Source organism: Roseateles sp. P5_B10 (genome assembly GCF_056400485.1).
The window spans coordinates 1-4,489 of record NZ_JBFULE010000433.1; the positions used below are offsets into that span (position 1 = coordinate 1).

The 4,489-nt window shown below is 67.4% G+C and carries 6 protein-coding genes; all 6 read right to left on the bottom strand.

The genetic code is table 11. The features are described 5' to 3' along the window. Nucleotides 1-201: 201 nt before the first annotated feature. Nucleotides 202-972, bottom strand: a complete 771-nt coding sequence (locus AC1DU6_RS21195; protein ID WP_477859390.1) for a TrmH family RNA methyltransferase — start codon at nt 970-972, stop codon at nt 202-204. Then, nucleotides 969-1,610 (bottom strand): ribonuclease HII, encoded by a 642-nt coding sequence (rnhB, locus tag AC1DU6_RS21200; RefSeq protein ID WP_477859392.1) that lies wholly within the window; start codon nt 1,608-1,610, stop codon nt 969-971. The genes AC1DU6_RS21195 and rnhB overlap by 4 nt, the downstream gene beginning before the upstream one ends. Continuing rightward, a complete protein-coding gene (gene lpxB, locus AC1DU6_RS21205; RefSeq protein ID WP_477859398.1) occupies nt 1,582-2,682 on the bottom strand; it encodes a lipid-A-disaccharide synthase in 1,101 nt (366 codons plus the stop codon). Before lpxB ends, rnhB begins: the two co-directional genes overlap by 29 nt. A 26-nt stretch (nt 2,683-2,708) precedes the next feature. Then, on the bottom strand, nt 2,709-3,497 hold the full coding sequence (lpxA, locus tag AC1DU6_RS21210; RefSeq protein ID WP_477859394.1) for an acyl-ACP--UDP-N-acetylglucosamine O-acyltransferase: 789 nt from the start codon (nt 3,495-3,497) through the stop codon (nt 2,709-2,711). Further along, nucleotides 3,497-3,991, bottom strand: a complete 495-nt coding sequence (fabZ, locus tag AC1DU6_RS21215) for a 3-hydroxyacyl-ACP dehydratase FabZ (protein ID WP_457322939.1) — start codon at nt 3,989-3,991, stop codon at nt 3,497-3,499. Before fabZ ends, lpxA begins: the two co-directional genes overlap by 1 nt. Further along, a partial coding sequence (locus AC1DU6_RS21220; RefSeq protein ID WP_477859396.1) for a UDP-3-O-(3-hydroxymyristoyl)glucosamine N-acyltransferase occupies nt 3,992-4,489 on the bottom strand: 498 nt, incomplete at its 5' end.

Genomic DNA, 4,489 nt, shown 5'->3' on the forward strand with positions numbered 1-4,489 from the left:
ATGGGACCGAGCAGCGTGGCGCTGTCGATCTGGCGGGCCTGGCCTCTGCCCAGGATCACAGCCCCCGGCTGTGCCGCAGGCTTTGGCGGATAGGAATCAGTGAGCATCAAGTCACTGTAATGAGAATCATTCTCGATTGCAAGCGGCAATCAAGGGGTCAGCCCAGTGGCTCCCGGCACAAGGCAAAGCTTCCGCGCGTTCTCAGCCCTTCTGCCGTTCGCTCTCGTACAAGCAGATCGCCGCCGCCGCCGCCACATTGAGCGACTCTTCACCGCCTGGCTGCGGGATGCCCACGGTCAGCGCGCAGCGGGCCATCAGCTCGGGCGACACGCCCTGGCCTTCGTGGCCCATGACCCAGGCACAAGGCGAGGGCAAGGCGACGCGATGCAGCACATGCTCGGTGTGGGAACTGGTCGCGATCATGGGCACATGCAGCGCCGCGAGGTCATCGGCCGCCAGGCCTTCAACGAGGCGCAGGCCGAAATGGGCGCCCTGCCCTGCGCGCACGACCTTGGGCGACCACAGCGCCGCAGTGCCTTTGAGGGCCAGCACCTGGCGCACACCAAAGGCGGCCGCGCTGCGCAGGATGGCGCCGACGTTGCCGKCGTCCTGCAGGCGGTCCAGCACCACGCTGGCGGCATTGGCGTCGATCTGGGGGACCGCGGGCAGCGTCAGCTCGGCGCCGATCTGCGCCGGCGATTCCAGGCCGCTCAGGCCCTTGAACAGCGCCACCGGCACGACCAGAGCGCGCGGTGCGGATTCGGCCAACGCGGCCAGGGCAGCCTCCTGCATCGCTGTTTCCGTCAGCACGACCAGGGCCGGCTGCCAGCCGCGTTGCAGGGCCGCACGCAGCAGGTGGTCGCCCTCGATCCAGACGCTGCCGGTCTTGCGGTAGCCATTGGCGTCCGCCGTCAGCTTTCGCAGCCGAACCAGCGCCGGGTTGTCGCGCGAGGTGATGTGGTCCAGCTTCATGCCAGCGGATTGATCGTCACGTCRATGCAGACCTCGCGCACCGGCGCRAARCTGCGGCGGTGCCAGGGGCTGGCGCCATGCTGCTTCAGCGCGGCGAGGTGCTCCGGCGTGCCGTAGCCCTTGTGGGTGGCAAAGCCGTATTGCGGATGACTCTCGTGCATCTGTTCGCAGAACAGGTCCCGCGCCACCTTGGCGAGGATGCTCGCAGCCGAGATGGCCTGCACGGTGGCGTCGCCCTGCACGATCGCCTCTGCCGGTACGGCCAGCACCGGCAACCGGTTGCCGTCGATGCGCACGAGCGCTGGCTTGAGCCGCAGGCCCGTCACCGCGCGCTGCATCGCCAGCATCGTGGCCTGCAGGATGTTGATGCGGTCGATCTCTTCGTGCGTCGCATGCGCGATGCAGCAGCACAGCGCCTTGGCACGGATCTCGTCGTACAGCCGCGCGCGCTTGGCCGGTGTCAGCACCTTGGAGTCGGCCAGGCCCTTGATGGGCTGCAGGTCGTCGAGGATGACGGCCGCCGCGAACACCGGGCCCGCGAGCGGCCCGCGCCCGGCCTCGTCCACGCCGGCGACGAGGCCGGGCGGTGTCCAGTCGAGGGACACCTGTTCAGGCTTGGATGAGCGTCGCGATGGCATCGCTGGCACGCTGCGCGGTGTCTTGCCGCAGCAGCTCGTGAAGTTGGACAAAGCGCTCGTGCAGGGCGGCACGGCGCGCTGCATCGGCAAGCAGGCCTTCCGCCTCCCGCGCCAGGTTGTCGGGTGTACAGGCGTCCTGGATCAACTCAGGCACCAGGAACTCGCGCGCCAGGATGTTGGGCAGGCCCACCCAGGGCTGCAGGCCGCGGCCCTTCATGCGCCACCAGTTCAGCGCGTTCATGCGGTAGGCGATGACCATGGGGCGCTTGAACAGGGCCGCCTCCAGCGTGGCGGTGCCGCTGGCCAGCAGCGTCAGGTCGCAGGCCGCCAGGGCCGTGTGGGACTGGCCGTCGATGAGCTGGATGTCGACCCCCGTCAGCATGGGCTCGATGAGACCGCGCAGGCCCGGCACGACGGGCATGACAAAGCGGCGGCCGGGCCGGGCGAGCAGCTTCGCCGCACCGATCAGCGCCGGCGCGATGTAGTTGATCTCGCTCTTGCGACTACCAGGCAGCAGGGCAATGACGGTGTCGGCTTCGGCCAGACCCAAGGCTTCGCGCGAAGCCGAACGAAGCGGCTCCATCGGAATCGCATCCGCCAAAGGATGGCCCACGTAGGTTGCGCCGATGCCAGCCTTGTGCAGGATCTCTGGCTCAAACGGGAAAAGGCACAGCACGTGGTCGGCCGCCGCCTTGATCTTCACGACCCGCTCCGGCCGCCAGGCCCAGATGGACGGGCAGACGAAGTGGACCGTCTTGATGCCGGCCTCGCGCAGCCGCGTTTCCAGCCCGAAGTTGAAGTCGGGCGCGTCAACGCCGATAAAGACATCGGGCCGGTTCGAGATGAGGCGCGTGCCCAGTTGTTTGCGGATGGACAGCAGCTCGCGGATGTTCAGCAGCGCGTCGACATAGCCAAAGATGGAGAGCTTGCTGTGCGGCCACCAGGTCTCGAAGCCCTGGGCGATCATCTTCGGCCCACCGATGCCCTGCGCTGTCAGCGCCGGCCAGCGGGCACGCAGGCCCTGCAGCAGCAGGCCGGCCAGCAGGTCGCCGCTGGCCTCGCCGGCCACCATGCCGAGGCGGGGCGCGGTATGCACGGCTATCTGACGATGCCGCGCTTGGAGGCGGCAAGGAAGTTCAGCATCAGGTCGATGTCACCATCTGCCGCGCCGGCTTCCGTGCCACGCAGCGCTGCAATGCCGGCCTTGGCCTCATCCAGCGTGTGGCCGCTGCGGTAGAGCAGCTTGTAGATCTGGCGGATGACGCCGATGCGCTCGCTGCTGAAGTCGCGCCGCTTCAGGCCGACGATGTTGACCGCACGCGCCGCGAGCGGGTTGCCGTCCACCGTCATGAAGGGCGGCACGTCTTGGGCCACATGGGCCTGGAAGCCGATCATGGCGTGGTCGCCGATGCGCATGCGTTGCAGCACGCCGGTCAGGCCGCCGATGGTGACCCAGTCGCCCACCTGCACATGGCCAGCAAGCGTGGCGTTATTGGCCAGCACGCACTCGTTGCCGACGACGACGTCATGGGCCAGGTGGCAGTAGGCCATGATCCAGTTGTCGTTGCCGACCGTCGTCTCGCCGCGGTCCTGCACGGTGCCGATGTTCAGCGTGCAGAACTCGCGCACCGTGTTGCGGTCGCCGATGACCAGCTTCGTCGGCTCGCCCGCGTACTTCTTGTCCTGGTTGGCAGCACCGATGGAGCTGAACTGGAAGAAGGTGTTGTCGCGGCCGATGGTCGTGTGGCCTTCGATGACGACATGCGGGCCGACCTTGGTGCCGGCGCCGATCTTCACGTGCGGGCCGATCAGCGTGTAGGCGCCGACCTCGACCGACGAGTCCAACTCGGCGGCCGGGTCGACGATGGCGGTCGGGTGGATGCTCATCAGTCTTGGATACGACGCATCGTGCACATCAGCTCGGCCTCGGCGGCCAGCTGCTCGCCCACCAGCGCACGGGCATTGAACTTGTAGATGCCGGCCTTGGCGCGGCCCAGCGTCACTTCCAGCACCAGTTGGTCGCCTGGCTCCACCGGGCGCTTGAAGCGGGCGCCGTCGATACCGGCGAAGTAGACGACCGACTTCTCGTCCAGCACGATGCCCACGGTCTCGATGGCCAGCAGCGTCGCGGCCTGGGCCAGCGCTTCCAGCACCAACACGCCCGGCATGACCGGGCGGTGCGGGAAGTGTCCGAGGAAGAAGGGCTCGTTGATCGAGACGTTCTTGATGGCGCGGATGCGCTCGCCCTTGATCAGCTCGACGACGCGGTCCACCAGCAGGATGGGGTAGCGGTGCGGTAGGCGCTTGAGGATTTCGTGGATGTCCATCGTCGTCGGGACGATGGCCTGAGTCTGGGTCGAGGTCTGGGTCGGTTCGTTCATTTATTTCTTCTCCAGCGCGCGCACGCGCTCGCGCAGGGTGCTGAGCTGTCGCAAGGTGGCCGCGTTCTTCTGCCAGCTCGAATTCTCTTCGAAGGGATAGGGGCCGCTGTAGACGCCCGGCTCGGTGATGCTGCGGGTGACGGTGGTGGCGGCGGAGATGTGCACGCCGTCGACGATGGTCAGGTGGCCGATGATGTTGGCCGCGCCGCCAATGGTGCAGTTCGCACCGATCCTTGTCGAGCCGGCGACCGCCGAACAGCCGGCCATGGCCGTGTTGCGACCGATGTGCACGTTGTGGGCGATCTGGATCAGGTTGTCGAGCTTGACGCCGTCTTCGATGACGGTATCGGCCAGCGCGCCGCGGTCGATGCAGGTGTTGGCGCCGATCTCGACGTCATCGCCGATGGCGACATTGCCGAGCTGCTCGATCTTCACGTAGCCGCTCTTGCTGGGCGCGAAGCCGAAACCGTCGGCGCCGATGACCACGCCGCTGTGCAC

Bases quoted from the DNA above. Each gene is read 5' to 3' on its own strand.
- lpxB (WP_477859398.1), bottom strand. From the start codon at position 2,682: ATGGTGGCCGGCGAGGCCAGCGGCGACCTGCTGGCCGGCCTGCTGCTG.
- lpxA (WP_477859394.1), bottom strand. From the start codon at position 3,497: ATGAGCATCCACCCGACCGCCATCGTCGACCCGGCCGCCGAGTTGGAC.
- fabZ (WP_457322939.1), bottom strand. From the start codon at position 3,991: ATGAACGAACCGACCCAGACCTCGACCCAGACTCAGGCCATCGTCCCG.